Raw genomic sequence first — 23,668 nt, forward strand, 5'->3', positions numbered from 1 at the left:
CGACTCAAGCGCCCGCTCTCCCCTTCCGGGTTGAGGGCGGGCGCTTTCATCTATAGTTGACATCCGTGCCGCCGTACGACGGCTGTAGGAACGGACGCACGAGGAGGATGCCGTATGGCCAAACCGGTCGGCCGCCCGCGTAAGCAAAGCCCGCGGCGCAAGGGCGCTACGGCGCGTGAAGAGATCCTTGACGCTGCTTCAGAGCTGTTCACCCGCAAAGGCTTTGCCACCACGTCCACCCACGAGATCGCGGATGCGGTGGGTATTAGGCAGGCATCGCTGTACTATCACTTCCCCTCCAAGCGGGACATTTTCCTCACCCTGCTGATGGGCACCATCGAGCCGGCACTCGATTTGGCGTCAGAACTCGCTGGGTCGGATGAGTCGCCGGCGCTGAAGCTTTGGGCGCTTGTGGCCGCAGAGTCGCGCATCCTGTTGTCCTCCAACTGGAACATTGGCCGCCTCTACCAGCTGCCGGTGCTCGTGTCTGAGGAGTTTGCGGAGTACCACGAGGCCCGCTCGAAGCTCGAGGGCCTCTTCCGCGACTTAGCCTCCGAGATCGTCGGGGACGACGACCCGCGCATCGAGCTGCCGTTCCACATGACGCTTTCTGCGATTGAGATGCGCGACAACACGGGTACCGCACCGTATCCGCTTGTCGACGACGCCCTGCCCGCCCCGTCCGTCACCATCGCCGACGCCGTGCTCGACGTGTTGCACGCCGAGCTGCCGGACAACCGCGGTATGCGCACCCTCGATCTTGTCAACGGGGTGCGCGACTAGAACTTGCCGAGATCCTCCTTGGCTACGAGCACGTCGTAGCTGGCAGTCTCCTCATCTAGTACCTTCCAAATGCGAGCGCCTGACGGAGAGTTCACGGGGTAGACCTGCGGGTTATCGTCGATTAGCTGTCTAGTCTCGATGCTGTTCTGCGTCACCCCACCTGAATGGCTGGAAGTGAATAGGGATTCGCCGTCGGAGATGGCGTTGCGAATATTCAGTTCGCGTTGGTCTCCACCGCTCAGCGCGAACAGTTCGGTGCCAGTCGCCGCGTTAACCACCGTGATACCCGAGCCCCCGTCCTGGTTAATCGTGACAATGTCACCGACGACGAATGGAGCATAACCACGGCTGAACGATCGACTGGATTGGAACGGGACCTCATGCGACACCTCGGCCCCGTTTAGCGTAAGCATTGTGTACTTGCACGTCTCAGCATCGCGGTCGTCTTCGCAGCGCTCAACCTCTCCCGGGTCAATGCCCAGAGCGAACGCGCGATCTTGGAACGGGAACACCGCCACGTACTTGAGGTCGCCGCGGATCGAGTCATCTGCACCGGTGCTCAGGTTCTTCACCCGTAGCTCATCGTCCCGCGTCGTGTAATACGCCAGCAGACCCTCGCTTGTGAAGACCGGGAAATACTGCACACCATCGTAATCCGCGAGTACACCGTCGATCTTTTCGTAAGCAACCTCCTCGCCGGTTGCAACATCAACAGCGACGAAGTCAACTGAGGCTCCGCGCGAATCGGTGTTCGCCACGCTGAAATACGCGCGATCGCCATCGGTTCCCTCGAAACGGAAGTTCGACTCCTGCACGATCAGCGAATCAACCTCCGCCTCGTGTTCCACATTTCCGCTGCGCAAGTCGATCTGGGCAATCCTTACCCCGGCCGAGCTAGCCTGCAACCCCTTGGCAGCTTCATCCCATTCGAACAATGCGATAGCCTTCGGCGCACCGTCCTTCATCACCGGCACCCACGCACTGGTTTCTTGCTCGCCGCCCTCGAGCTCAGCGATGAGCGGGTTAACCCGATACACCATCCCTGTGCCCGGGTCTAGGGCGGCGCCATGTTGCTTAGAAAACAGCATCGCCTTGCCAGGGATGAACGGCGCGTGATCCGGAATGGTCAGATTGTCTTCACCTACTTGGTCGAAGACAAACCTGTCCGGCAGCTCTGTAGCCGCCTCTGGTAAATCCCCAAACGGAGTGAATAGGACATCGTCAGCCGCCGCCCACTTCGGCAGCAACTCCTCCCCCGCCCAGCTGAGGTGCTTGGACGCCGAGAGGTGCTCAGTCGCCGGCACCTCCGGTTCGGCACAGGCGGTGAGCCCGAGCGCGAGAGAACCCGCGCACACGGTTGCCATTGCGCGGAGGCGGATCTGTGATCGATTCATGATGTGTGCTCCTAAAGCTTTGGTGTGTGCGGGTTACTCGGCGGTGACGGCGTAGAGCTTCCACTCGCCGTCAGTCTTGCCGTAGAGGAACAGGTAGGCGTTCTTCATTGCGCTGGACTCTGTGGCGGTTTCCAGTGCGAAATCCACCCCCACCATTTCGGCCTGCTCGAGGTTCGACGCCTCATAGACCTGCGCAAGCTGCTGCGCGAGCTTCGACTCCGGCCCGTATGCCTCGTCCGCGAGTTCCTTCACGTCATACGTCTCGCCCACGGTGTACTCGATGTCGTCGTAGCTCGACATGATGTTGCTGATGCTGTCTGCTACATCCGATTCGTGGCCAGGGGCCGCGTGCTCACGAGCCCAGTCCGCGCGTTGCGACGGCAAAAGCTCGATGACTTCGTCGGTCATCGCCGCCGGGGTGCCGCTACCGAAACCGCCGCCGGAGCGGGTGAGCAAGCTCGCCGCGAGCGCGATCACGCCGATAATTGCAACAGCTGCGATAGCGATCGGGATCCACTTCTTCGAGGTGGCAGAACCCGCCGTGGCAGAGGTGCTCGACCCGCTGGGGTTGGGTTCGCCAGCCGAGGGCGCGGCCCATTGTTCCTGCGGCTGAGTATGCGGCGCCTGCTGCTGGGCGCCCGGAGCTTGGGCGCCCGGAGCCTGTACGCCCGGAGCGTGTGCGCCCGGAGCTTGGGTGCCCGGAGCCTGTACGCCCGGAGCCGGGGCACCGACCTGACGCGCCGCCAGCGAACGCAGCGATTCGACGTTCATCGGCGCACCGTTCTGATCCGCCAGGCGCCTGTCGTACATGGAGCGCTTCTCCGGGGTACCCAGAATCTCGCGTGCGAGGTTGAGCTCTTCTGCCCCGCCCTGGTTGGACGTGTCGCCGTCGATAATGCGCTGCTGGATCTTCTGTGCAAGCTCCTCGCTCGACGCCTCCGGGTCAAGACCGAGCGAGTTGTAGAGGTTGTAGTGGCTCATGGGTACTGCTTCTCCTGGTTAGAGCTCGGGGATGAACACGGACGCGTTGTTGCCGCCGGTGCAGCGGTAGCCACCGGTGACGGCGCGGCATGACATGTCGTACGTCAGCCCAGTAACCGAGCTGTAGGTCCGCAGCGACGAGGGGGCCTCGCCGTGCTCCTTGAAGTAAGCACGGAAGTCGCTACCCACCGCGGAGGCGAACTGATCAGAGGTGAGCGAAGTTTCCGGCTGGCCCGCGCCGAACTCGCGCTCGCGGGCGCCGCGGCCCCCATCGCGCTCACGGCGTGGTTCGCGGTCTTCGCCGAACCGCTCACGCTCGGAGGTGCGGCCGGGTTCGCGCTCCCGGTCTGTCTCGCGCTCAGTTTCGCGCGCGGTTGCCTTCTCCCTCTCGCGTTCTGCGGCGCCACCGTCCGAGTCATCCTCGGCGTCTTCGCCTGCGTCCTTCCCCTCGCCCTTTTCACCGTCCTCGTCCCTATCTTCGGTGAACAAGGCCGTTGGCTCCTCCGAGCCCGCCGGCGCAGTGCCGCTCGGCGATCCAGTGCCGCGCAGCACCATGTAGCCCACCAGCGCAAGGAGCGCGACTGCCAGCACCGCGATCACTGCGTAGAGTGCCGCGTTCGACTTCTTCGGCGCTGCCGCCGCCGGTGTGGGCTGCATCTGCACTGGCTCGTACTGGTCGTACTGGGTGTACTGCGGCTGCTGGTACGGCTGGTCGTATTGCTGCGGCTGGTCCCAGCCCTGCGGCGGGAACTGCTGCGTGGGAGGGTTCTGCTGCGAGTAGGAACCCCACTCATCACCCGCCTGGGAATCTTGCGGGTACGAAGAACCCCACTCGTCTGACCGGCCGTTATACGGAGTTGACATGACTACTTTGACCTCGAAAACACGGGATGGAAAAAGATACAGCTATCTTAACCCCCGGCTGTTACATACAGCGCGATTGCGGTAGTTCCGCGGCCAGCGGCGCGAGACCCGCGGCGAGCTCATTCGCCATTAGCTGCGCGGTGGCGTAGCTGCCGTCGGCTGGCGAAGCGGTAAGGGCGAGCCCGTGGCCGTCGATAAGCGCGAACTGCCTCACCGTGTACCCGCCTGCCTCGTTCGGCCCCCAACCGCCTTTGAACTGCGCGCCGGGCAATTGCCCGAAGCCCCACGACTGGTCCGGGGCGACGCGCGACATCATGTCGAGGACCGGTGCGGCACCCGCCACGCACGGCAGGCCCGCGGCGAAGGTGGCCTGATCCCCCGTCGACCACGGGGTTTGACCGAACGCTGTGAATCCGGGTCGGGTGACAACCGGGTTCACTGCGAGCGGGGTTCCGGCTGCGGCGAGCACGGCCTCCGCGTCGGCGGGCGCGATGTTGAGCCACAACGTTTCAGCGGCCCCGTTGTCGGAGACGGTTATCGCGGCCTCCGCCAGCGGGGCAAGAGTCGCGTCGGCGTTCAGCGCGGCGACGGCGATGGGCACCTTGATGGTCGACCACGCCACGGGCACGTATTCCTCGCCCGAGGACGCGGTCTCCTCGCCCGAGGACACCGCCACGGCTGCGCTTCCCCCGTACGTCGACGCGACGCGGTCCGCGAGCTCCTGCAGCTGCGGCTCGAGGTCGGCGGCGGCTGATTGGGCAGGGCTCGGTGCAGGGCTGTACTTTTCAAAGCTTTTCGACGGCTTCGCGGACGACGACGCCACACTGCTCGACGTGGGAAAGCTCGTGGTTGGTGCGGCGGTGGAAGGTGCCTGCTCCGGCAACGGGGCGCAGGCTGTAAGGGCAAGCGCCCACACTGCAGCTAGCGCCGCACCGCGTGTGCCGCGCATGGCTTAGCAGCGAGCCTTTGGCAGGCTTCCGCGCATCCTGGCGATGCCGTCGGCCAGTTCGTTGAGCATGGCGAAGCTTCCCTGGTAGCCCTTCGCGCTGTGCGCGGTAATAGCCACCGCGATGTCCCCGTTCGGTCCCGGGATGAGACCGAACTGCCGCGCAAGGTGGCCGCCCTGGTAGTAGTTCCAGCCGCCCTTGAAGCGCGCGCCCTGGATGCGTCCCAAGCCCCAGCGCTGCTCGGGGATCACTCGTCCCATCATCTCCAGCACAGGCTCATGGCCTGGCACGCAGCGCAAACCGGAAGCGAATGCCGCCTGGTCACTGGTGGTCCACGCCGTACCCATCTGGTAGCCAGCCGGCGAGGTGGTGCGCGATCCTGCCTCCGAGATCACGCCTGCAATCGACTGTGCTGGCACTCGGGCAAACATGCGGTGTGCTGCCGGGTTGTCGGAGCGGGTTACAGCCACCTCCGCGTCCGGGCGCATCCTCGGATCTTGGCGCAGTGCCGCGATGGAAAGCGGAACCTTCATGGTGGAAAACGCGGGCTCCGGCCGGTTATCGCCCGCGGTGAAGCCGCCCACCGACACCGCGGCACGGCCACCGTGGCGCGCCACTACGTCGTTGACAAGACGGTCGAGCTCTGCCTGCACGTTCACCCGCGGCGGCGGGGCGGGCTTCGGGGTGGTCAGCGGCAAGGGCAAGTGGATGACACGCTGCACCTGCGGGGGCAGTTGCTTGTACGTGTTCACCAGCGCAGGCCCGACCACCGGGATCTGATCGATCGCGGTAATCGGCGGCGGCGGTGGTGGCAAGGCGGGCAGTGCGGGACCTGAGGGCAAAACGATGCCCGCTGCCAAAGCAGCGGCGGCAAGCTTGGACGACACGGGAAACTGGACTTTCTACGAGGGCCGAAGCGCGTGTTCAATTAGTGGGCGAAGTGGCGAGTGCCGGTGAGGTACATCGTCACGCCGGCTTCCTTCGCGGCGGCGATGACTTCTTCGTCGCGGATCGAGCCGCCCGGCTGCACAACCGCCTTCACGCCCGCATCCGCAAGAAGCTGGAAGCCGTCGGCGAACGGGAAGAACGCGTCGGATGCCGCAACGGCACCGTTGGTGCGGTTGCGCCCCTCGTCCAACGTGTTGGCGCGGTCCACAGCCAACTTCGCGGAGTCCACGCGGTTGACCTGGCCCATGCCGATACCCACGGATGCCCCGTCGGCTGCGATCAGGATGGCGTTGGACTTCACGCAGCGCACGGAGCGCCAGGCGAACTCGAGGTCTGACAACGTCGCCTCGTCCGCCGCGTCGCCAGCAACAAGATCCCAGTTGTCCACCGCGTCGCCATCAGCCTGGAAGGTGTCGCGCTCCTGCACCAGCCAGCCGCCGGAGATCTGCTTGCGCTCTTCTTCCTGCTGCTTCGGGTCCACCTCGAGGATGCGCAAGTTCTTCTTCGTCTGCAGCAACTCGAGTGCATCAGCGGCGTACGACGGCGCGATGACCACCTCGGTGAAGATCGGCTTGATCTGCTCTGCCAGCTCCAGCGTCACCTCGCGGTTGGAAGCGATCACGCCGCCGTAGGCGGACACCGGGTCACATGCGTGCGCCTTGCGGTGCGCGTCCGCAATCGACTCGTCCGACACAGCCACACCGCACGGGTTGGCGTGCTTGATGATGGCCACGCAGGGACGCTCGTGGTCGTACGCAGCGCGCCACGCCGCATCCGCGTCCTGGTAGTTGTTGTAGCTCATCTCCTTGCCGCCGTGCTGGACCGCGGCTGCCAGACCCCATCCCTCGCTTTCCAGGCGGGCCGGCTGGTGCGGGTTCTCGCCGTAGCGCAGCTCCTTCGACCCGGCTGCGCCTGCACCACTGGCCGCCAGCTGCGAGCCAAGCCAGGACGACACGGCCGCGTCGTACTGCGCGGTGTGGGTGAACGCTTCAAGTGCGAGCTGCTTGCGCTGGTCGATAGAGAACCCGCCGTGGTTCACAGCGTCGATCACCGCGCCGTAGCGCTCTGGCGACGTCACGACAGCGACGGACGGGTGGTTCTTCGCGGCGGCGCGCACCATCGACGGGCCGCCGATGTCGATCTGCTCGACGCATTCGTCGTAATCCGCGCCCGAGGCCACAGTTTCCTCGAACGGGTACAGGTTGACCACCACGAGCTCGAACGGTGCGATCCCCAGCTCCTCCAGCTGTTGGGCGTGGTCTTCCTTACGCAGATCCGCGAGGATGCCGGAGTGCACACGCGGGTGCAGCGTTTTCACACGGCCGTCGAGCACCTCCGGGAAGCCAGTCAACTCAGCGACCTCGGTGACCTCCACGCCAGCGTCGGCAATGCGCTTTGCAGTAGAGCCGGTGGAGACGATCTCCACCCCAGCAGCGCCGAACGCCTGAGCGAGATCCTCCAAGCCGGTCTTGTCGTAAACGCTGATCAGGGCGCGTTTGATTTCCCGCTTATTGTCCGACATTGAATTTCGCCTTCCCGTCCTCAATGGAAATGTTCTCCAGCAGCTCGACCAACTGCTCACGCTCGGCCTGCTTGATGCGCTCGTGGAGCGAAATCTTGGTATCGCCCTCCTCAACCTCCACCGCACGCTGGGCGATGATCCGGCCGGTGTCCATGCCCTTATCCACGTAGTGCACAGTGCACCCAGTGACCTTCACGCCGTAATCCAGCGCATCTTTGACGGCAGTAGCGCCGGGGAACGCCGGCAGAAGCGACGGGTGCGTGTTGATCGTGCGTCCCTCGAACTGCTGCAGGAACGGCTCTCCGAGAATGCGCATGAAGCCAGCGGATACAACCACGTCTGGCTCCACCGCCGCCACCGCGGCGGTCAGCTTTTCGTTCCACGCGTTGCGGTTTTTCTCCATCGGAACGATTGCGGTGCGAATACCAGCATTCTTCGCGCGCTGCACACCCGGGCAGATTTGATCCGCCACCACGATGTCCACGCGGTAGAGGTCACGTTGATTGTCGAGAATCGACTTCAACAACGTCCCCGTGCCGGAGACGAGCACGGCCAACGATTTAGCAGAATCACTCACGGCCCACAGTGTAATCACGCGTCGCGAGAATGTGCGCGTTGCCTAACCTTTGCCACCACCCGCACGATCACCCCGGCCACTGCCACCCACACGAACGCTAGCAAAGCCAGGGTCCATGGGTTCGCACCCACCAGCCCGTAAGCGCCCGCAACACCGGTGGTAAATACGCCACCGACCGCGCCGAGGAGAGCCGCCCATGTGGCCGCCTCCGCGATGCCGGTATACGTCAGCTCGCGCGAGACGAACCCGTGCAGCAGCACCGCCGCGGGCACAATCAAGAGCACCGGCGCCCAGGCGGGCATCTCTGACGGAATGGCGGCGAAAAGCGGAAGCGGCGGCAGGACCACGTTGCCTGTATTGAACAGGCTCACCGTGTCTCCCCCGTACTCGAACGATCCACCGAGCAGCACGGCGAGCGTGGCGATTGCCGCGTTGGGCAGGTAGAGAACGCACAACAGCACTAGCACGGCCCCGCCAGCGAAGCCCAGGTTGGGGAACTGAGAGACGAGCTCGCCGACGCGCGCGTACCCGAAGGCGAGCGCCACAAGAAACACGGCACAAGCGGCGAGCACGAGGCGGCCGCATAAGCTGCCAGCTGCAACGCCTGCGTCCACGGCCTCGGTCGGAATGCCCGCTCTGCGCGCGAGCGCGTGCCACAGCACTTTCCGAATACCCAGGATGAAACCGATGAGGTGCACCAGCACCGGGTACGCCAGCGCGGCCCCTACAGGCGGGGTTTCCACGGGGAACACCATTGAGGCGTCATGCACCATAAACAAGGCGACGGCGCTGAGTGTGAGCGAAAACGCCACCGTAAGCCCTAGCAGCGTGCACAGATCCAGAATGCTTACGCGCCCGGCAGTTGCGGCCCGCACTCGTGCGGCTATAAACGCCGCGACTCCAACCGCGGGAAGTGCGGGCATGGCGGTAAGCAAGACACCGTCGATAGCAATAGGCGCCCCATGCAGCGCAAACCAGGACTCCCCGATCGCTGCGGGCAGGTAAGCGAGGCGCCATCCGCCGATAAGGGTTACGGCGAAGCACAAAGCCACGACACCGAGCACCAGTGCCAAATTCGGCGCAGCAATGTACGGCAGGTAATAACGCAGCCGCTCGCGGGACGTTTCAGGGGCGGGCTTCGGCTCCTGGCTGCGCGCACTTCGGGTAAACGTCGTCTTCGTTACGTCGCGTCGACGCTCTCGCCTACTACCCTTCGGCGAGACTGGCCTCGGTTGTGGTGTGGTGCTCATCGTGCAATAACTCTGCCACCATTACGCGCGCCCCAGCGCAATGACACCCAGCGCTCGGCCCGGGGGCCTGGGAGGCATGAAAAGCAGCCAGTGTGACCTACGGCGCGGCTTAGTTTATATCGAGGTCAGCGGTGTAACATTCAGGCGATTGCGAGCGATTAAGAGAAAATTCAGTTTCGCGCTTGCCCTGTTGAAACCGATTCGTTACAGTTACCACTCGTAGATAACAGGAAGGTCACAAAACTGCGCCCGACCGGGATGCGGCACCGACCAACGGACGATCTCAAAGAGGGCTGATGTTCAACTCCACGAAGCAGGGTGGCAAGCACCGCAAGCAGACCCCGAACAAGGGCCGCGTTGCCGCCGTCGCAGTTGCCACCGGCGCCGTCTCGACCGCAGGTTTCTCCGGCTTCGCCGCTGGCGCACTGACCTCGGATAAGGAAGACATCGAGCTGGCCGCCAAGTCGGACGTCCTCGCACCACAGCAGGGCGAGGGCACGGACGCGGCCGAGGAGACTCCGCAGATCCTGGCAATCGCGGAGTACAAGCCGGTAGCCAACCTGGCTGAGCAGTTGGACAAGGCCGTGCAGCACTCCGACGAGGTCGCACGCCTGGACGAGGCAGCTCGCGCTCCCCTATCCACCCGCCCGGCAGACGGCGCCTACACCTCCGGTTTCGGCATGCGCTGGGGCTCAATGCACAACGGCATTGACATCGCCAACGTACCGGGCACCCCGATCCGCGCGGTGACCGACGGCACCGTGATCGATTCTGGCCCGGCCCAGGGTTACGGCCAGTGGATCCGCATCCTCCACGGCGACGGCTCCATCTCTGTGTACGGCCACATGCAGTCCCTCTACGTCGCAGTCGGCGAGACCGTGCAGGCTGGCCAGACCATCGCCGGCATGGGCAGCCTGGGCTTCTCCACCGGCTCGCACCTCCACTTTGAGATTTGGCCCGACGGCGCAAACCCGGTCGACCCGGAGCCGTGGCTCGCGGCCCGCGGCATCATCCTCTAAGCCTTTCACCGCGCACTCAGCCCCGCGCAAGAATCAGGCCCCGCTTTGGCGGGGCCTTTTACGTTGCCAACCCAGCCTTAGCTGTGCGACACGCCGATCGGGGGTAACGAAGTCCACCCCCGCACCAATTCCCAATTGTCACAATTTTCACATCCGTAACACGCCTAGTGAGCTGCCGTTTCTTTCCCACCCCGTCAAATTTTAGAACAAACGTGCACGTCACACCGTTGCTCGACCGGACTCGCGACGTTAAGTTTCTATGCTGTGCGCGCAGCTCACGCTGTGCCGATACACATGCAAAATATTTCCGTGTAGAGAAAGTTTTCCGCGTTTATGAACCGTCGCATGCTCTCCGGCATCCTGTCCGCCGGTGCCGCCGCAGCAGTCGCGCTCGCTCTCGTACCGGCTCCCGCCTCGGCCCTCACCCTCCACGTCGGCGGCGCCCCAGTTGCCAACAACGGCCAGGCGCTCAGCTCGCTTGTGAAGGCCGCCGACTCCATCGTGAGCAACGGCGCCACCATCACCGCGGGCGGCTACAAGATCGTCTACGACCCGCGCGCGCTGCAGGGCCCGCTTGCCGACGCATTCGCCCCGGCAACCGAAACCGACTGGGTGGCCACCCAGCGCGGCCGCACCGCCGATGGCCGCACGGTGGTGTTCCCCACCACGGGCCGTTACACCTCCGGCTACGGCTCGCGTTGGGGCACGATCCACCGCGGCATCGACATCGCCAACGACCTGGGTACCCCGATCTACGCCGTGATGGACGGCACCGTGATCAACGCGGGCCCCGCACAGGGCTTCGGCAACTGGGTGGTCATCAAGCACGACGGCGGCGAGGTGTCCGTCTACGGACACATGCGCTACTACGACGTCCAGGTGGGCCAGCGCGTCAAGGCGGGCCAGAAAATCGCCTCCATCGGCAACGAGGGCCAGTCCACCGGCCCGCACCTGCACTTCGAAATCAAGCCGGACGGCGTCAACCACGCCGACCCGGAGGTGTGGTTCAAGCAGCAGGGCATCACCATTTAGAAGCCGCTCGAGCCGGTTCGAGTCGGCCCGAGCCAACTCGAGCCGACCTAGAGCTTCTCCATCGGCACGCCGCCGATCAGCATGAGGCGGACGGTGCCGGAGGAGCCAAAATCAATAGTCACGGTTTCGCGCACGCCAGAGCCCTCCACCGAGAGCACAGTCCCGAGCCCGTACTTCGCGTGATTCACCCGGTCGCCTGCAACCAGGTTGAGGTTCTTGTTCACCTTCACGCCACCGGCGCCGCCGGAACCGCCGGCCCCGCGACGCGGGCGCGACGAACGGTTCGGCACCGGAGCCGGTGAACCCCACGCGTCGGAAGTAAAGGAGCGCTCCGGTTCCGTCCTGCGCCAGTCGACGAGGTCTTCCGGGACCTCTGCGAGGAAGCGGCTGGCAGGGTTGGTTACCGGGGAACCCCACGAAGACCGAAGCATGGCGCGCGTGAGGTAGAGCTGCTCGCGGGCGCGTGTAATGCCCACGTAGGCGAGGCGGCGCTCCTCCGCGAGTTCCGCCGGGTCCCCCAGTGCGCGCAGGTGCGGGAACTGCCCGTCCTCCCATCCGGTGACAAACACCACCGGGAACTCAAGCCCCTTCGCGGTGTGCAGCGTCATGAGCGTCACCACGCCCTGCTCATTGTCCGGAATCTGGTCGGCGTCGGCCACCAGCGAGACCTTCTCCAAGAACGCCTGGAGGGATCCCGGCGCGGGCTCGCCGTCCGACATCACCTCGTCCAGCTCGTCCTGCGTCATGTACGCCACCTGGTTGGCGGCCTCGGAGGAAAACTCGCGCGCCACCGAAACCAGCTCGTTCAAGTTGTCCAGGCGGGCACCGTCCTGCGGGTCGTTGGACGCCTCCAGCTCCGCGCGGTAGCCCGTCTCCTCCAACACCCGGGTGACCAGCTGCCCCAGATCCGGCATGCCTGTAACCTCGTTGCGCATCGCGGGCATCTCCTCGCGCAGCCCCCGCATCATTTCCACGAAGCCGCGGATGGCATTGGTGGCGCGCGAGGCGAGCATGTCCACGTTGCCCTCGGCAGCGTCGATAAGCGCACGCCCAAAGCTCACATCGTGGTTGTCCGCGTGCAATGCAACCATCGCCTGGGCCTTATCCCCAATCGCGCGCTTCGGCACGTTCACAATGCGCCGCAGGCTGACCGTGTCATCGGGGTTGTCCAGCACCTTGAGGTAGGCGACGATGTCGCGGATTTCGCGCCGCTCGTAGAAGCGCGTGCCGCCGACCACCTTGTACGGGATGCCCGAGCGGATGAAGATGTCCTCCAGCGCGCGCGAGGAGTTGTTGGTGCGGTACATCACTGCGATGTCGGAGTACGGCACACCACGGTCGGCGAGCTGGTCGATCTCGGCGGCGACGAAACGGGCCTCGTCGTGCTCGTTGTCCGCCACGTAGCCGACGATCTTCTCGCCCGAGCCGTGGTCCGTCCACAACTTCTTCGGCCGACGCCCCTGGTTCTGCGAGATCACGGCGTTCGCCGCGTTCAAAATGTTCTGCGTGGAGCGGTAGTTCTGCTCCAACATGATGGTGGTCGCGTTCGGGTAGTCGCGCTCGAACTCCTCGATGTTGCGGATCGTCGCACCACGAAACGCATAAATGGACTGGTCCGAGTCGCCCACCACGGCAAGCTCCGGCGCGTCTGGCCCGTCGCCCACCAGGGTGTGGATGAGTTCGTACTGGGCGTGGTTGGTGTCCTGGTACTCGTCGACAAGCACATGCCTAAACCGCCGCCTGTAGTATTCCGTGACCTGCGGGTGCTCCTTGAATATGCGCACGACCTCGCCGATCAAATCGTCGAAGTCCAGCGAGTTCGCCTGGCGCAGGCGCCTCTGGTACTCCGCGTACACCTTCGCCACGGTGGTTTCGAACGGGTTGTGCGTCTTCTCCGCCTGCGCAAGCGCCGCCTCGGGCCCCACCAGCTCGTTTTTGTGGTTCGAGATCGCGTTCGCCAACGTGCGCGGGGTGAACTTCTTCAAATCCAGGCTGAAGTCCTTCGCGATCATGCCGAGCAACCTGCGCGAATCATCCGCGTCATAGATGGTGAAGTTGGTGTTCAGCCCCGGGACGAGCTGCGCCTGCTGCCGCAGAATCCGCACGCACACCGAGTGGAACGTGGCCACCCACATCCGCTCGGCCTCCGGCCCCACCAGCTCGCTCACGCGCTCCTTCATCTCGGCGGCGGCCTTGTTGGTAAAGGTGATAGCCAGAATCTGCCACGGCGCCACTCCCCTGTGCTGCAGCAGGTAGGCAATGCGGCGCGTGAGCACCGCGGTCTTGCCCGACCCGGCGCCAGCGACAATAAGCAGCGGGCTGCCCTCATGCGTCACGGCGGCCTGCTGCTGCGGGTTGAGTCCCAGGGTCAGATCAGTCATGGGGGTCACTGTACCCACCGCCCCGACGCGCCCCGGTCGAGCATTCGAACATTTGCTTATCGACGAGCTGCCGCATGGCATAATCCCCTTCCATGAGCGAGCTTGAAATCCGCATGCCAAGCGGTACCGAGGACCCGTTATCGGACGCGGAGATTCAGCAGTACCGCAAAGAAATCGACCGGTTGGACCGCGTGATCTTGGACGCAGTGAAGCGCCGCAGCGAGATCTCGCAGGCCATCGGGAAAACCCGCATGGGCTCGGGCGGAACGCGCCTGGTGCACACGCGGGAAGTGGCCATTATCAACCAGTTCCGCGACGAACTCGGCGAAGAAGGCCCCGGGCTGGCCTCCATCCTGCTGCGGCTCGGCCGCGGAAAGCTGGGGTAAAGCGGCTGGGCGACGCTTCGTTCGGTCGGTTCTGAGCGCAAATGCCCGCCAAGAGATGCCCGCCAATCAAGTAAACCCGCTGTGCCTCCGTCTAGTTACTCGACTGACGGGAGTTTCTTGGCGGGCATTTAGCACTCGGGGGCGAGCCCGCCCCCGATTCGAGGTAGCGGACTATTCCTGCTCGAGAGAGTCGAGGACAACCTCGAATTCCAGTAGCTCGGCCTTCTGCGATACCGGCTTGCGCTCCCCCGCTTCACCAGCACCGTCACCAACACCGTGCCCGGCGCGGCCCTGACCCTCCCACCAGGCGTTATAGGCGTCCTCGTCCGCCCAGCGGGTGACCACGAAGTAGCGCTCCTCGCCCTTCACGGGGCGCAGCAGCTGGAAACCCTCAAAACCGGGCTGACCGTCGATCGAATGCTTGCGGGCTTTAAAGCGGCGCTCGAGCTCCTCGCCAGCGCCTTCGGGGACTGAAATCGCGTTGATCTTCACAATGCTCATGCGCCCCATTATGCCCGCGGTCGAATGAAGGATTTGACCGCAGCGTGTCAGATCCTTCATTTCCCCAGCAGGTTTCCGGGGCCGGTGCGGAATCCTTCAGTGCGACCCTTGGCAGCACCCGTCAGCCCCCTCCCCAGCAGAGCGTTTTTGACTACCGTGGGCAGTGACTGACCCGAAAGATCTGGGAGGAAACATGGCAGACATCACGTCCACAGAAAGCTGGGGCAACCTGGAGAAACTGCATGCGGAGAAGAACCGGGTCACCCTGCGCGACCTGTTCGCCGCAGACGAGGAACGTGCCGAAAGGTTCGCGTTCGACGCGGCGGGCTTGCGGGTTGATTTGTCGAAGAATCTGGTTGACCAGGACGTCGTCGACAAGCTTCTTGCTCTTGCTGATGAGGCTGAGCTTAAAACCAAAATCGACGCCATGTTTTCCGGCGCGCACATCAACACCACCGAGGACCGGGCCGTGTTGCACACCGCACTGCGCATCCCGGCGGAAAACGACCTCGAGGTGGACGGCCAGGACATCGCCGCGGACGTGCACGAGGTGCTCGGCCGCATGCGCGACTTCGCTTCCGATCTGCGCTCCGGCGAGTGGCTGGGGCACACGGGGCGCACGATTAAGAAGGTGGTGAACATCGGCATCGGCGGCTCCGACCTGGGCCCCGCGATGGCTACAAAGGCGCTGCGCAGCTATGCGACGGCTGGGATTACCGCCGAATTCGTCTCCAACGTGGACCCCGCGGACCTCTCTGCAGTGCTGGAGCGCTGCAACCCGGAGGAGACGCTGTTCATCGTCGCCTCTAAGACGTTCACCACCCAGGAAACCCTGTCCAACGCCCACGCAGCGAAGCGCTGGCTGCTCGAGCAGTTCGACGGGGACGAGACCGCGATTGCGAAGCACTTCGTCGCCGTGTCCACGAATGCGGAGAAGGTGGCGGAGTTCGGCATCGACACCAACAACATGTTCGGGTTCTGGGACTGGGTCGGCGGGCGCTACTCCATGGATTCCGCGATCGGGCTGTCGCTCATGGCCGTGATCGGGCCGATGGACTTCATGCGCATGCTCGACGGCTTCCACGCGATGGACGAGCACTTCCGTTCCGCTCCGCTCGACGAAAATGTGCCGGTGCTCATGGGGCTTCTCAACGTTTGGTACCGCAACTTCTGCGGCGCGCAGACCCACGCGGTGCTGCCGTACTCCGAGGACCTCTCTCGCTTCCCCGCGTACCTACAGCAGCTGACCATGGAGTCGAACGGCAAGTCCGTGCGGCACGACGGCACCCGCGTCACCTACGACACCGGCGAAGTGTTCTGGGGCGAGCCGGGCACCAACGGCCAGCACGCGTTCTTCCAGCTCATCCACCAGGGCACCTCGCTCATCCCGGCGGACTTCATCGGGTTTGCGAAGCCGAAGGAGGACCTGCCCACCGCGTCTGGCGAAGGCTCCATGCACGATCTGCTGATGGGCAACTTCTTCGCGCAGACGAAGGTTTTAGCGTTCGGCAAAACCCAGCAGGAGATTGAGGCCGAGGGCATTTCCCGCGAGCTGGCGCCACACAAGGTTATGCCGGGCAACCGCCCCACCACTACGATTCTGGCCGAGGAGCTCACGCCGTTCACCCTCGGCGCGCTCATCGCGCTGTATGAGCACATCACGTTCACCGAGGGCGCGATCTGGGACATCAACCCCTTCGACCAGTGGGGCGTGGAGCTTGGCAAGCAGCAGGCTAACGACCTCGCGCCAGCTGTGTCCGGCGAGGAAGAGCCGAACACCGGCGACGCCTCGACCGACGCTTTGATCACCTGGTTCAGGGAGCACCGCTAATGGGCGACGCAGTATCCGCAGAAAAGTACACCCCGCGCCAACGCACCGTCTACCGCCGCCAGCTCGAGGAGGAGCTGGAAGCGTTCGACCGCCATCTGCAGGAGGCGGAGTTCATCAACAAGGGGACGATTGGGCTCGAGCTGGAGCTCAATCTCGTCGATAAGCATATGCAGCCCCACCCCAACAACCAGGCTGTGCTGGAGGGCTTGAGCGACGAATACCAAGCCGAGGTCGGCCAGTTCAACGTCGAGCTGAACCACCCCCCGCTTTCCATTGAGGGCGACGGCTTGGCACGGCTCGAGCAGGGGTTGGAGCAAAGGCTTAACGACGTCCGCAGGGCCGCCTCCGAAGCCGGCTCCACAGTCGCGATGATCGGTACACTACCGACGCTGACCACCGAGTTCTTGGAAGACCCCATTTGGATGACACCCGAAAACCGTTACGCGGGTCTGAACAACTCCGTGATGGAGTCGCGCGGCGAGCTGGTGGAGATCAGCCTCTGGCGCGACGAAAACTACACCCACGACTTCGAAAGCATCTCGCCGGAGTCCGCCTGCACCTCCATGCAGCTGCACCTGCAGGTCAACCCGACGAAGTTCGCCGCCGCGTGGAACGCGTCCCAGGCCATCGCGGGTGCGCAGGTGGCGCTGTCGGCGAACTCGCCGCTGTTCCTGGGGCACCGTTTGTGGCATGAATCGCGCATTCCCGTGTTCAAGCAAGCGGTGGACACACGGACGAAGGAGCTGATCAACCAGGGTGTGCGCCCGCGCGTGTGGTTCGGCAACGGGTGGATCACATCCGTGTTCGACCTCTTCGAGGAGAATGTCCGCTACTTCTCGCCGCTGCTGCCGGAGGGTCGGGCGGAATCCGGCAAGCAGGAGATGCAGGGTAACAACCCTGGCCTGCACTACCTGAACCTGCAAAACGGCACCATCTGGCGCTGGAACCGGCCCATCTACGACCCCAACGGCGAGCTGTCCCACATCCGCCTGGAGAACCGGATCTTGCCCGCAGGCCCGACGGTGAAGGACATCATCGCGGACGCCGCGTTCTACTACGGGTGCGTAAAAACACTCGCGGAACAAACCCGCCCCGTGTGGTCGCGGTTGAGTTTCGAGGACGCGCGCGAGAACTTCCGCCAGGGCGCCCGCCACGGCCTGGCATCGAACTTGGCGTGGCCGACGCTCGGCACCATCCCCGTGACCGAACTGATCGGCGATCACCTCCTCCCGATCGCCGAGGAGGGTCTGAAGATGCTGGAAGTCGACCAGGGGTGCATCGACGAGTATTTGGGCATCATCGACGGCCGCGTGAAGAACCGCCAGAACGGCGCGATGTGGCAACTCAACGCCCTCGGAAGGTTGGCTCCGGGATCGAAGGCGGGGACGACGGAGCGTCGAGAAGCAATTGCCCGAGTGCTCCGGCAATACCTGGCGAATCAGGCGAGCGGCGCGCCGGTGCATACTTGGTCGCTCGAGGTTGAGTAGGGCAAGATAGTCGGAATGCAAGGCATCATCGACTGGATCGTCAACCTCATGGAGCTGCTCGGCGCCCCCGGCGTCGGCATTGCCATTTTGCTGGAGAACCTCTTCCCGCCGATTCCGTCGGAGGTGGTGCTGCCGCTGGCCGGCTTCACCGTCGCGCAGGGTTCGCTGAATTGGCTGGCAGTGTTCATCTGGTCTGTGATCGGTTCAGTGGTGGGTGCGTATGTGCTCTACGGGGTCGGCGCCTGGCTCGGGCTCGAACGGCTGCGCCGGATCGCCGACTGGATGTGGCTGGTCAAGGCGTCTGACGTGGACGCGGCTATGAACTTCTTCAACAAATACGGCCGCCCGTCGATTTTTATCGGGCGCTTGATCCCCGGCGTACGCTCATTGATCTCCATTCCTGCGGGTCTGGACCGCATGAACCTGCTGGTGTTCGGCCTGTGGACCACGCTCGGCTCCGGCATCTGGAACGCCATCCTGATCTACCTCGGCTACCTGCTCGGCGACAACTGGGAGAAGGCCACCGGCTACGTGGACACGTACTCCAACGTGATCTACGCGGTGTTGCTGCTGATCATCCTCGGGTTCCTAGTGTTCTTCGTGCGCCGCGCGGTGCGGGAGAAAAACGCGGATCCATCTGCGTAGAAAACACAATCCGAGGCAGCCGTTCACAGATGTGGCGGCTGCCTTTTACGTTCTAGGAAACCCTCTCGCTTCTGGTCCAATATTCAGCGAAATCAGGGAGCTCATCAACCCGGAAGTATCTGGAGTGGGTCACCTTCAAATCTTCGAGTGAGGGCGACCCGATCACCACGATTTCGACGTCAGGGTTCTCGTTGGACTGCTCCTCGTCGAGACGCTGCCTGATCGCTTCGCGAGAATCCGCGTATTCCGTGATGTGGCGCTCGCCGGTTTTCCGGTTGAACACGATGAGAAAGTGCTTCATTTTCTTCACTCGCTTTCAAGCTCGAAAGCGCTCAGGCTTTGCGATCAGCTTCTCGCTGATTTGGTTGACCCTCGCCGGGCCATGGTTTTTCTTCGATGACATCGTAGTCATTATCGGAGGAACTCCTTCTAGATCAGAGCCCCACACGCAAAATTCCGGACACCCTCGTTTTCGTCGACAAACCAACGTAGATTCCTGTTACAGGTGCAATGCCACTATGAGAATGCCGATCGCCATGAGACCGCCCCCGAAGGTCGGCGAAGAAACAACGACCCCGAGAGGAAGCGCGTAAATCACCGCCCCTACGGAAATGATCCCCGCAGCAGCCGAAGCTTTTCTGTTCGGCTTCCAGCAGAGAAAAAGCAGAACAGACACTGAAACGAAGAAGAGAACTAATCCAAGAGCGGAGAAGTGGCGCGACAACGCAACATAGACGCCAGCCCCCAAAACAAGGGCTAACGAAAGAGCCGCAGGGACTCGCCGGCATCGCGTCTCTGGTATCGGGCGCGCACTTTCCATGATGCATAGGCTATCTGCACTTTTCCGCCGGAGGTGGCAGCCATCCGAGGTTAGGTGCCTGTCTAATCGTTCCGCTTACTACGACTAGGTAAGCCAGAAGGCCGCTACGACGTCACGTTTTCTGTGGAGAAGTTTCCTGAATTCTTTGGCGGTAATAATTGCGATCAGCCTCTTGCATGCGGGCAAATTCCATGAGCACGCCCGGCCAGGTGGGAAATGAATCTACAAGGTTCTCCGAGATATTTAACAACGGTGAAAATGCGATCTCACCCCATCTGACGCCTATCCCCACTCTCTCCGAGTAATCCGTACTGCTTAGAGGACCAACAGTCCATTGACTCCCTGACGCGGCGTTCATCCAGGTTCCGGCTATGGCTAGGATGCGGGAGACGGTGTCGTCATAAGAGTGTTTAGACTTTAGAATGTCGAGCACGATTTCGGAGGGAAACTCTTCTACGCCATTGGTAACTTGCTCCCGTTTGGAAGGTTCAAGTTCTTCGAGCGCTGTGGGGACTGCTATTGAAAGGAAGTCCTCCAGCCGGTTTCCGAATTGTTGTTCATATCCGTCAAGCCACATGGTGCCCCTTCTAGTGGTTTGTGCATGTGCGATGTGTGACGTGAATTATATATAGGTGCCAGTGTGCGATTTTTAGAATCAGCAATCGTCGCGAAAGCTCGATACCCCCCCCCCCTTCGCCTCGGAATATTTCAAGGCTCAGGCTGGCACCGCGGACACCACCAAATAACCCGCTCCAAATCGCCCTCCCCGCCGAGGAAGCCCTTGGTGATCAAGGTGCCGCACCGCCGGCACGGCTTGTTGTTCCGCCCGAACACGTAGCTGGTCTCCCCCGCCCGCTTCACGCCGGTGGTCACGCGCACCGGCTCGTCCTTGTTCGCCCACATCAGCCGCCGTGCCAGACGCACATGCTTCTCGACGTCCACGTCACGCACCAGTTCCCTCGGATGCGTACCGGCGAGGAAGTTGATCTCTGCTCGGTACTCGTTGCCGATCCCTGCCAGCTTTCTCTGGTCAAGCAACGCCCGCCCGATCTCGCGGTCCGGCTCGGCTTCGATCCGCGAGATGGCCTCGTCGACGTCGAAGTCTTCGGCCAGCAAATCAGGCCCGAGGTAGCCCATCTCCACCTCGTATTCGCGCGCGGGAAACACACGGACGAGTCCCAGCCAAAACCCGACGAGTTCGATGTCGGGGCGGGGATCGTCGTCAAGCCTTAGCATCACTCGTGCCGCGTGCCCGGGCTTGCGCCACCGCTCCCCCGCGCGGTGCATGGACCACGTGCCCTCCATTTTCAGGTGGGTGTGCAGGATTTGCGGCTCGTGTCCGTCGGCGGCGAACTCCATGAATAGGTGCTTGCCGTACGGCCAGACACGCTTGCAGGTCATGCCGGTGAAGTTGACGGTGGCGTAGCGCGGCACGCGGATGCTTGTGCGGGTGACCTCGCGGCCGGCCATCCACTGCAGGCGTTTCGACAGCTGGTAGACGGAATCACCTTCAGGCATGCGTGCGAGGGTACTCGCCTGGCCTCCCTTGAACCACCCTTCCGAGGTTATACTCACAGGTATATACAAGGAGGGCGAAATGGCATCACCGATGATTCCGATTGAAACCACCGCCTTTAGATCCGGTAACAGTCAGGCCATTCGGATTCCCAAGGATCTTCGTCTGGAGACCGAACGGGTCTGGATTTCAAAAGTCGGCGATTCTCTAAGAATTTCCCCTACGCGACCATCCGCGATGGACGTCATCGACGAGATCACCGCTGGCCTGCCGGAAGATTGGGCCGACGGACTGACAGAACCAGAGGAACTCCCCCTGGATGACGTCCCAGCGTGGGAGTAAACCTGTGTCCTATCCACTAGATACGAACGTGTGGATTGACGCGCTAGAGCTACCCGTCTGTGGGCATCGACCGAGCTGCAGCGGTGGTATACGCCGACATACGCCACGAGCTCGAGTCCGTTGGTAGGCCTATTGGTCCGAATGATCTGTGGATAGCGGCGCAGGCCGTCGCTCACGGGATGGTTCTCGTGACTGCTAATTCCTCGGAATTCCAGCGGGTGCCGTCCTCTCGGAGCTGCGCGACTGAAAGGTCCGCGTGAAAGGTCACAGCCCGAGGAGGGCGAGGGGGATGACGGCGATGCCGTCGGAGCGTCGATAAGCATGCTGCCCTGAGGAGAGGACCGCGAGGTCTGTCACCTTTCCCTTCATCTGATCCTTAAACCAGTGGAGGTGGCGGACGTCGCGGTCGTCGATCGCGCCGGAAAGCTTGACCTCGATACCCACGAGCGCACCGCGCTGGCCCTCAACCACCAGGTCAACCTCGTGGTCGCCGTTCTGGGTGCGGAGGTGGAACACGCGAGCCTCGCATGCCTGAGCCAAGGTTCGCACCCCCAGCGTGGCCAGCGACTCGAATAGCGGCCCGAACATGTGGGCACCCTGCCCGGTGAGCAGATCGTCACCAGAGAGATTGAGTAGCCGGAGCGCGAGCGCCGGATCCGCAAGCTGATGTTTTGGAGCTTGTGCAATCCGCTTCAGCGGGTTGTGAAACGATGTCCACCCCGGGACAGGATCCAAAAGCCAGAGCTGGGAAAGGTGGTCCCGGTAGCGGATCGTGGTGGGCTTAGACGGTTGGTAGCCGTCACCGCCGGTGGTCGCATCCAAGATGCTGCTGTAGGACGCAGTAGTTGACGATGCCGCACCATAGGCCGCCAGCCATCGGCGCAACGTCTCCGGACTACGAACGCCCGCGCCGCGTTCCGGCAGGTCCCGGTCGATTACTCGCTGAAGGTAGGCGTCGAGCTGCCCATCCCTGAGGCGGCGAGGCGCAGCCATTATCCCTGGAAACCCGCTTGCTGCGATCGCCTCCGCATAATCCCCTACAGCGACATCGGTACTGCCGTCGATCTCGGCCAGCGTTTCAAAACGCGGTTCGTCGACCGAGCCGCCCTGACCGTACAGCAAATCGGAAAATTTCACGGTTGGGGTGGACAGACGCCTTTCATGGAAACCCATCGGCCGCATGCGCAGCGACAGGATACGACCCGCGCCACTATGGGTCCCCGCTGCGTCAACCGGGGTCGCGGAACCTGTGAGAAGGAAGCGCCCGGGCGGCGCCCCGTCATCGACGCTTCGCCGTACCGAATCCCAGACCTGCGGCAGGTGCTGCCACTCGTCGAACAGGATGGTGCCCTGGGGAAGAGTGTCCAGGTCGAAGTCGTTGCTGATGACTGTGCGCTCACCAGGCCTATCCAACCTCACCGTGCGCGCTGCGCGGCGAGCCGCGGTACCGGTTTTGCCCACGCCCTTCGGGCCATCCAAAGCGATGGCGGCGGCGAATGGCATGAGCTCGTCCAGTTCAGAGTCTATGGTGCGACGAAGGTAGTCCATGCAGGGAACTTTACCATTCGCACGAGCTTTATTTTACCATTCGCATGGGATCTGCTTTACCCTTCGCACGGGGTCCACTTTACCAATTAGCGGATCGACCCCCTCCCCACCACCTGCGTCAGGACATCAATGACCAGGGGCCTAGGATTGCCTGCACCCCCGGGGAGTTTGGTCACCGATTCGATGGGATTTGGATGGTAGTCTGTCCCCATGGAAGCAAGAATTGATTCTGGCGGACGGCTGCTGCTGCCCAAGATGTTGCGCGACACCCTCGGCTTGACCCCAGGCTCAATAGTGGATGTCAGCGCATACGGCACCGGCCTCACAGTCATCCCTTCCGGTCGCACCGCCTCGATTGAAACCACCTCGGAAGGATTTCTCGTGGCTCGAGGAACAGGCACCGTCACCGACGAGGATGTACTCGCGCTGATTGATGCAGGCAGGGTCTAGCTCAAGCGCGTTATGGCAAACCTTGTTGCGTTAGACACCAGCGTCGCGGTGCCACTACTCCTTGCTTCGCATCAAGCGCATGACCGGGTGTACGAATGGGCGTTGAGCCGTCAGGTGGTTCTCTGCGCTCACTCGCTGGTCGAGACGTATTCGGTACTCACCCGTCTGCCTGGCGATCACCGGGTCTCAGCCGAAGACGCAGTTCGGGTGATGGACACTTGGTTTCCTGAACCCCTCATGCTTTCGCAAGCCGGAACCGTCGACGTTCACCGCCGTCTTGCTTCGGCAGGAGTCGCCGGAGGAGCAGTCTACGACGGGCTCGTGGCACTCACAGCGCTGGAGAACGGGGTCCCTCTGGCAAGCCGGGACCGCCGGGCGGTGAACAATTACCTCAGCCTCGGTGTGGATGTTCGCCTAGTGCCCTAACTTCCTGCAAATGATTTC

General features: G+C 63.0%; 25 protein-coding genes. 11 read left to right on the plus strand and 14 right to left on the minus strand.

The window, feature by feature from the left end; all coding sequences use genetic code 11:
* The first annotated feature begins 114 nt into the window (after nt 1–114).
* Nucleotides 115–783, plus strand: a complete 669-nt coding sequence (locus HWX32_RS07660) for a TetR/AcrR family transcriptional regulator (RefSeq protein ID WP_075466031.1) — start codon at nt 115–117, stop codon at nt 781–783.
* Here the strand turns inward: HWX32_RS07660 and HWX32_RS07665 are convergent.
* The 8 genes from HWX32_RS07665 to HWX32_RS07700 all read right to left on the minus strand — a co-directional run bounded on the left by HWX32_RS07665 (nt 780) and on the right by HWX32_RS07700 (nt 9,266).
* Nucleotides 780–2,177 carry a hypothetical protein gene (locus HWX32_RS07665; protein ID WP_175935397.1) on the minus strand — a complete coding sequence of 466 codons (1,398 nt, stop codon included), beginning with the start codon at nt 2,175–2,177 and terminating at the stop codon, nt 780–782. The genes HWX32_RS07660 and HWX32_RS07665 overlap by 4 nt on opposite strands.
* A 33-nt stretch (nt 2,178–2,210) precedes the next feature.
* Entirely contained in the window at nt 2,211–3,158 is a 948-nt protein-coding gene (locus tag HWX32_RS07670) for a hypothetical protein (RefSeq protein WP_175935398.1), read from the minus strand.
* A gap of 18 nt (nt 3,159–3,176) precedes the next feature.
* Complete coding sequence (locus tag HWX32_RS07675; RefSeq protein WP_175935399.1) at nt 3,177–4,022, minus strand: hypothetical protein; 846 nt, start codon at nt 4,020–4,022, stop codon at nt 3,177–3,179.
* A gap of 61 nt (nt 4,023–4,083) precedes the next feature.
* Complete coding sequence (locus HWX32_RS07680) at nt 4,084–4,971, minus strand: hypothetical protein (protein WP_254868336.1); 888 nt, start codon at nt 4,969–4,971, stop codon at nt 4,084–4,086.
* A 3-nt stretch (nt 4,972–4,974) separates the two neighbouring features.
* Nucleotides 4,975–5,856 (minus strand): hypothetical protein, encoded by an 882-nt coding sequence (locus HWX32_RS07685; protein ID WP_217702894.1) that lies wholly within the window; start codon nt 5,854–5,856, stop codon nt 4,975–4,977.
* 41 nt (nt 5,857–5,897) lie between these two features.
* Nucleotides 5,898–7,439 carry a bifunctional phosphoribosylaminoimidazolecarboxamide formyltransferase/IMP cyclohydrolase gene (gene purH / locus HWX32_RS07690; RefSeq protein WP_175935401.1) on the minus strand — a complete coding sequence of 514 codons (1,542 nt, stop codon included), beginning with the start codon at nt 7,437–7,439 and terminating at the stop codon, nt 5,898–5,900.
* A complete protein-coding gene (gene purN / locus HWX32_RS07695) occupies nt 7,426–8,016 on the minus strand; it encodes a phosphoribosylglycinamide formyltransferase (protein WP_254868337.1) in 591 nt (196 codons plus the stop codon). The genes purH and purN overlap by 14 nt, the downstream gene beginning before the upstream one ends.
* A gap of 14 nt (nt 8,017–8,030) precedes the next feature.
* Nucleotides 8,031–9,266 carry a DUF6350 family protein gene (locus HWX32_RS07700; RefSeq protein ID WP_175935402.1) on the minus strand — a complete coding sequence of 412 codons (1,236 nt, stop codon included), beginning with the start codon at nt 9,264–9,266 and terminating at the stop codon, nt 8,031–8,033.
* A gap of 296 nt (nt 9,267–9,562) precedes the next feature.
* Between HWX32_RS07700 and HWX32_RS07705 the strand changes: the two genes are divergently transcribed.
* Nucleotides 9,563–10,285: a M23 family metallopeptidase gene (locus HWX32_RS07705; protein ID WP_075466015.1), complete on the plus strand. Its 723-nt coding sequence runs from the start codon at nt 9,563–9,565 to the stop codon at nt 10,283–10,285.
* Between the two features lie 333 nt (nt 10,286–10,618).
* Entirely contained in the window at nt 10,619–11,317 is a 699-nt protein-coding gene (locus tag HWX32_RS07710; protein WP_175935403.1) for a M23 family metallopeptidase, read from the plus strand.
* A 47-nt stretch (nt 11,318–11,364) separates the two neighbouring features.
* Here the strand turns inward: HWX32_RS07710 and pcrA are convergent, their stop codons facing one another.
* Entirely contained in the window at nt 11,365–13,698 is a 2,334-nt protein-coding gene (gene pcrA, locus HWX32_RS07715; protein ID WP_254868338.1) for a DNA helicase PcrA, read from the minus strand.
* A 92-nt stretch (nt 13,699–13,790) separates the two neighbouring features.
* Here pcrA and HWX32_RS07720 point away from each other — a divergent pair, with 92 nt between their 5' ends.
* Entirely contained in the window at nt 13,791–14,084 is a 294-nt protein-coding gene (locus tag HWX32_RS07720; protein ID WP_075466011.1) for a chorismate mutase, read from the plus strand.
* A 171-nt stretch (nt 14,085–14,255) separates the two neighbouring features.
* Here the strand turns inward: HWX32_RS07720 and HWX32_RS07725 are convergent, their stop codons facing one another.
* The gene (locus tag HWX32_RS07725) at nt 14,256–14,585 is read right to left on the minus strand and encodes an antibiotic biosynthesis monooxygenase (RefSeq protein WP_175935405.1); all 330 of its coding nucleotides are present in this window, start codon (nt 14,583–14,585) and stop codon (nt 14,256–14,258) included.
* Between the two features lie 193 nt (nt 14,586–14,778).
* On the opposite strand from HWX32_RS07725, the gene pgi reads away from it, so the two are divergent.
* From pgi to HWX32_RS07740, 3 genes are read left to right on the plus strand one after another with little or no spacing between them, the layout of a single operon-like run.
* The gene (gene pgi, locus HWX32_RS07730) at nt 14,779–16,416 is read left to right on the plus strand and encodes a glucose-6-phosphate isomerase (RefSeq protein WP_175935406.1); all 1,638 of its coding nucleotides are present in this window, start codon (nt 14,779–14,781) and stop codon (nt 16,414–16,416) included.
* Nucleotides 16,416–17,903 carry a glutamate-cysteine ligase family protein gene (locus tag HWX32_RS07735; RefSeq protein ID WP_175935407.1) on the plus strand — a complete coding sequence of 496 codons (1,488 nt, stop codon included), beginning with the start codon at nt 16,416–16,418 and terminating at the stop codon, nt 17,901–17,903. The genes pgi and HWX32_RS07735 overlap by 1 nt, the downstream gene beginning before the upstream one ends.
* A 15-nt stretch (nt 17,904–17,918) precedes the next feature.
* Nucleotides 17,919–18,548 (plus strand): DedA family protein, encoded by a 630-nt coding sequence (locus HWX32_RS07740; protein WP_175935408.1) that lies wholly within the window; start codon nt 17,919–17,921, stop codon nt 18,546–18,548.
* 52 nt (nt 18,549–18,600) lie between these two features.
* Here the strand turns inward: HWX32_RS07740 and HWX32_RS07745 are convergent, their stop codons facing one another.
* From HWX32_RS07745 to HWX32_RS07755, 3 genes are all read right to left on the minus strand, one after another.
* Nucleotides 18,601–18,849 (minus strand): hypothetical protein, encoded by a 249-nt coding sequence (locus HWX32_RS07745; RefSeq protein ID WP_175935409.1) that lies wholly within the window; start codon nt 18,847–18,849, stop codon nt 18,601–18,603.
* 631 nt (nt 18,850–19,480) lie between these two features.
* Nucleotides 19,481–19,945, minus strand: coding sequence for a hypothetical protein (locus HWX32_RS07750; RefSeq protein ID WP_175935410.1), 465 nt, complete (start codon nt 19,943–19,945; stop codon nt 19,481–19,483).
* A 131-nt stretch (nt 19,946–20,076) separates the two neighbouring features.
* Nucleotides 20,077–20,886, minus strand: coding sequence for an Fpg/Nei family DNA glycosylase (locus HWX32_RS07755; RefSeq protein ID WP_175935411.1), 810 nt, complete (start codon nt 20,884–20,886; stop codon nt 20,077–20,079).
* Between the two features lie 79 nt (nt 20,887–20,965).
* Between HWX32_RS07755 and HWX32_RS07760 the strand changes: the two genes are divergently transcribed.
* Together HWX32_RS07760 and HWX32_RS11415 are read left to right on the plus strand one after the other, a co-directional pair.
* Nucleotides 20,966–21,226 (plus strand): antitoxin, encoded by a 261-nt coding sequence (locus tag HWX32_RS07760; RefSeq protein ID WP_217702895.1) that lies wholly within the window; start codon nt 20,966–20,968, stop codon nt 21,224–21,226.
* A 59-nt stretch (nt 21,227–21,285) separates the two neighbouring features.
* Nucleotides 21,286–21,486, plus strand: a complete 201-nt coding sequence (locus HWX32_RS11415; RefSeq protein WP_082259686.1) for a PIN domain-containing protein — start codon at nt 21,286–21,288, stop codon at nt 21,484–21,486.
* 4 nt (nt 21,487–21,490) lie between these two features.
* On the opposite strand, the gene HWX32_RS07765 is transcribed toward HWX32_RS11415, so the two are convergent.
* Nucleotides 21,491–22,774 carry an ATP-binding protein gene (locus tag HWX32_RS07765; RefSeq protein WP_175935412.1) on the minus strand — a complete coding sequence of 428 codons (1,284 nt, stop codon included), beginning with the start codon at nt 22,772–22,774 and terminating at the stop codon, nt 21,491–21,493.
* Between the two features lie 210 nt (nt 22,775–22,984).
* Here HWX32_RS07765 and HWX32_RS07770 point away from each other — a divergent pair, with 210 nt between their 5' ends.
* Both HWX32_RS07770 and HWX32_RS07775 read left to right on the plus strand, forming a co-directional pair.
* Complete coding sequence (locus HWX32_RS07770) at nt 22,985–23,224, plus strand: AbrB/MazE/SpoVT family DNA-binding domain-containing protein (RefSeq protein ID WP_082259685.1); 240 nt, start codon at nt 22,985–22,987, stop codon at nt 23,222–23,224.
* 12 nt (nt 23,225–23,236) lie between these two features.
* Nucleotides 23,237–23,650, plus strand: a complete 414-nt coding sequence (locus HWX32_RS07775; RefSeq protein WP_175935413.1) for a type II toxin-antitoxin system VapC family toxin — start codon at nt 23,237–23,239, stop codon at nt 23,648–23,650.
* Nucleotides 23,651–23,668 lie beyond the last annotated feature (18 nt).

Source organism: Corynebacterium sp. Marseille-P4321 (genome assembly GCF_903645305.1).
Taxonomy (GTDB): Bacteria; Actinomycetota; Actinomycetes; order Mycobacteriales; family Mycobacteriaceae; genus Corynebacterium.

Coding starts and splice junctions, on each gene's coding strand:
- HWX32_RS07710 (WP_175935403.1), top strand. CDS start 10,619: ATGAACCGTCGCATGCTCTCCGGCATCCTGTCCGCCGGTGCCGCCGCA.
- HWX32_RS07670 (WP_175935398.1), bottom strand. CDS start 3,158: ATGAGCCACTACAACCTCTACAACTCGCTCGGTCTTGACCCGGAGGCG.
- HWX32_RS07735 (WP_175935407.1), top strand. CDS start 16,416: ATGGGCGACGCAGTATCCGCAGAAAAGTACACCCCGCGCCAACGCACC.
- HWX32_RS07665 (WP_175935397.1), bottom strand. CDS start 2,177: ATGAATCGATCACAGATCCGCCTCCGCGCAATGGCAACCGTGTGCGCG.
- HWX32_RS07700 (WP_175935402.1), bottom strand. CDS start 9,266: ATGAGCACCACACCACAACCGAGGCCAGTCTCGCCGAAGGGTAGTAGG.
- HWX32_RS07765 (WP_175935412.1), bottom strand. CDS start 22,774: ATGGACTACCTTCGTCGCACCATAGACTCTGAACTGGACGAGCTCATG.
- HWX32_RS07660 (WP_075466031.1), top strand. CDS start 115: ATGGCCAAACCGGTCGGCCGCCCGCGTAAGCAAAGCCCGCGGCGCAAG.
- HWX32_RS07770 (WP_082259685.1), top strand. CDS start 22,985: ATGGAAGCAAGAATTGATTCTGGCGGACGGCTGCTGCTGCCCAAGATG.
- HWX32_RS07680 (WP_254868336.1), bottom strand. CDS start 4,971: ATGCGCGGCACACGCGGTGCGGCGCTAGCTGCAGTGTGGGCGCTTGCC.
- pcrA (WP_254868338.1), bottom strand. CDS start 13,698: ATGACTGATCTGACCCTGGGACTCAACCCGCAGCAGCAGGCCGCCGTG.
- HWX32_RS07675 (WP_175935399.1), bottom strand. CDS start 4,022: ATGTCAACTCCGTATAACGGCCGGTCAGACGAGTGGGGTTCTTCGTAC.
- HWX32_RS07745 (WP_175935409.1), bottom strand. CDS start 18,849: ATGAAGCACTTTCTCATCGTGTTCAACCGGAAAACCGGCGAGCGCCAC.
- pgi (WP_175935406.1), top strand. CDS start 14,779: ATGGCAGACATCACGTCCACAGAAAGCTGGGGCAACCTGGAGAAACTG.
- HWX32_RS07760 (WP_217702895.1), top strand. CDS start 20,966: ATGGCATCACCGATGATTCCGATTGAAACCACCGCCTTTAGATCCGGT.
- HWX32_RS07725 (WP_175935405.1), bottom strand. CDS start 14,585: ATGAGCATTGTGAAGATCAACGCGATTTCAGTCCCCGAAGGCGCTGGC.
- purH (WP_175935401.1), bottom strand. CDS start 7,439: ATGTCGGACAATAAGCGGGAAATCAAACGCGCCCTGATCAGCGTTTAC.
- HWX32_RS07740 (WP_175935408.1), top strand. CDS start 17,919: ATGCAAGGCATCATCGACTGGATCGTCAACCTCATGGAGCTGCTCGGC.
- HWX32_RS07750 (WP_175935410.1), bottom strand. CDS start 19,945: ATGTGGCTTGACGGATATGAACAACAATTCGGAAACCGGCTGGAGGAC.
- HWX32_RS07775 (WP_175935413.1), top strand. CDS start 23,237: ATGGCAAACCTTGTTGCGTTAGACACCAGCGTCGCGGTGCCACTACTC.
- HWX32_RS07705 (WP_075466015.1), top strand. CDS start 9,563: ATGTTCAACTCCACGAAGCAGGGTGGCAAGCACCGCAAGCAGACCCCG.
- HWX32_RS07755 (WP_175935411.1), bottom strand. CDS start 20,886: ATGCCTGAAGGTGATTCCGTCTACCAGCTGTCGAAACGCCTGCAGTGG.
- HWX32_RS07720 (WP_075466011.1), top strand. CDS start 13,791: ATGAGCGAGCTTGAAATCCGCATGCCAAGCGGTACCGAGGACCCGTTA.